General features: G+C 67.3%; 2 protein-coding genes. Both read right to left on the bottom strand.

Annotation, left to right across the window (positions count from 1 at the left end):
• Nucleotides 1–114: 114 nt before the first annotated feature.
• On the bottom strand, nucleotides 115–843 hold the full coding sequence (istB, locus tag NLI89_RS21505; protein ID WP_254688781.1) for an IS21-like element helper ATPase IstB: 729 nt from the start codon (nucleotides 841–843) through the stop codon (nucleotides 115–117).
• Nucleotides 830–2,341, bottom strand: a complete 1,512-nt coding sequence (gene istA, locus NLI89_RS21500) for an IS21 family transposase (RefSeq protein WP_254688782.1) — start codon at nucleotides 2,339–2,341, stop codon at nucleotides 830–832. Before istA ends, istB begins: the two co-directional genes overlap by 14 nt.
• Nucleotides 2,342–2,373: the final 32 nt, after the last annotated feature.

The following is a 2,373-nucleotide window of genomic DNA, read 5'->3' as shown; positions in this document are numbered from 1 at the left end:
GCGGCGTGACGGATATGACGGACGCATCGTTCGCGCTGGTTGCGGCGTAGGGCGGGCGTAGCCCGACCGGAGGCGCAACCAGCGCGAAGCGTCCTCTGCCGGTGGTCCCGCGTGTCAGCTGCGGTGTTTGAAGCGCCAGCTGTCGTTGCCGGTTTCGACGATATCGCAATGGTGGGTAATGCGGTCGAGCAGCGCGGTGGTCATTTTGGGGTCGCCGAAGACGGTCGGCCACTCGCCAAAGGCCAGGTTCGTCGTGACGATGACCGAGGTGCGCTCGTAGAGCTTGCTGACCAGGTGGAAGAGCAGCTGACCGCCCGAGCGGGCGAACGGCAGATAGCCCAGTTCGTCGAGCACCACGAGGTCGAGCCGGGAAAGCTGGGCAGCCAGCGTGCCAGCCTTGCCGAGGCGGTTCTCCTCCTCGAGCCGGTTCACCAGGTCGACCGTGTTGAAATAGTGTCCGCGGGCGCCAGCCCGCACGACGTTGGCGGTGATGGCGCTGGCCAAGTGTGTCTTGCCGGTGCCCGTTCCACCGACCAGCACGACGTTGCGCTGGCCCGCCAGGAACGAGCCGCTGTGCAGCGAGCGTACCAGGCCCTCGTTGACGGGCGTACCGTCGAAGACGAAGGCGTCGAGGTCTTTCACCGCGGGCAGCCTGGCGGCCGACATTCGGTAGCGGACCGACGCTGCATGGCGGTGGGTCGCCTCGGCACGCAGCAGGTCGGTCAGGATCTCCATCGTCGTACGCTTGCGTTGCAGGCCGGTGGTCACCGCCTCGTCGAAGGCGCCGGCCATGCCCTTGAGGCCGAGCCCCGCCATCGCCGTCATCATCTCATGCCGCTGCATGGAGGCCCCTCAGGCTGTCGTAGCGACCGCAGTCGGCACGCGGCGGATGGCACAGCGCCAGGTCTTCTGGCGTGACGATGGTCAACGGTCGTGGCGGTTCTCGTCTGCGGGCCAGGATGTTGAGGATGACATCGTCGCTGGTGACGCCGGCCAGCAGCGCCTCGCGCACAGCTGCTTCCACCGCCTCCAGCCCGTCGTCGAGCACCGCCGCCAGCACTCGCACGAACCGTCGGTCGGCATCGTCGCCAGCGCCGAGCTTGCGCCGGAGCCGCGACAGCGCAGGCGGCAGCTCCCAACCCTGGAATGGTGCACCGTTACGAAGGGCGCCCGGCTTGGTCACCAGCACCGGCAGATAATGCCAGGGGTCGTAGATGGTCCGGTCACGACCGAAGAACCGGGGATGGTCGGCTACGACCTCACCGTCGCAGCGCACGACGATGCGGTCGGCATAGGCACGGACCTGGACCGCGCGCCGCACCGCCTTGGCCATGACCGAGTAGCGGTTGCGGTCGAAGTTTATCAGACACGTGCCGCTCACCGCATGTTCGCTCTCGTAGAACCCGTCGAAGGGCGCGACGACCGGCTGGAGCACGCTACGCTCGGCAGCCCAGGCTTGGGCAACCGTCAGTTCCTTCTGCTCGGGGTGCTGGTGCATGTCCGCCCAGCGCCGACACTCCGCCTCCAGCCAGCCGTTCAGCTCCTCGATGCTGGTAAAGCGCAGGCGCGGCTGGAAGAACCGGCCGCGCGCCGTCTGGACCTGGTTCTCGACTTGACCCTTCTCCCAGCCGGCAGCCGGCGAACACGCCGTCGGTTCGACCATGTAGTGGTTGGCCATGACCAGGAACCGCCGGTTGAAGACCCGCTCCTTGCCCGTGAACACGCTCGTCACCGCCGTCTTCATGTTGTCGTAGATGCCGCGTGTCGGCACGCCCCCGAAGAAGGCGAACGCCCGCGCATGCGCGTCGAACAGCATCTCCTGCGTCTCACGAGGATAGGCCCGCACGTATATCACCCGCGACGCGCACAGCCGCACATGGGCAACCTTCACGCGCATCGGCTTGCCCGCGATCTCGACGTCCTCGTGGCTCCAGTCGAACTGATAAGCCTCGCCCGGCCGGAACAGCAGCGGGATGAACGCCGGCGCATCCATTACGTCGCGACGCCGGGCCTGGCGCCAGCGGGACGCATAGCGGCGCACCGCGTCGTACGAGCCGTCGAAACCCTCGCGCAGCAGCAGGTCGTGGATACGCGTGATGCGCAGCTTCTCGCGCCGCGGCCGTGCCTCGTCTTCCTCCAGCAGCGCGTCCAGCCGCGCCTGGAACGGCCCCAGCTTCGGCAGCGGCTGAACCTCCCGCCGGTAGCCCATGTCCGCCTCCGGCGACCGGATCGCCTTGCGCACCACTTTGCGAGACAAATGCAGGTCTCGCATGATCGCCTTGATGGCTTTCCCCGCCGCGTGCTCGCGCCGGATCCTCAACACCGTTTCCAATACCAACATCCCGATCTCGCCGCCTGACACCTGCCAAGCGA

This window comes from Sphingomonas faeni (assembly GCF_024273235.1).
Taxonomy (GTDB): Bacteria; Pseudomonadota; Alphaproteobacteria; order Sphingomonadales; family Sphingomonadaceae; genus Sphingomonas; species Sphingomonas faeni_A.
The sequence above is the reverse complement of the archived record's forward strand: the minus strand, read 5'-3'. Positions and strand labels throughout refer to the sequence as shown.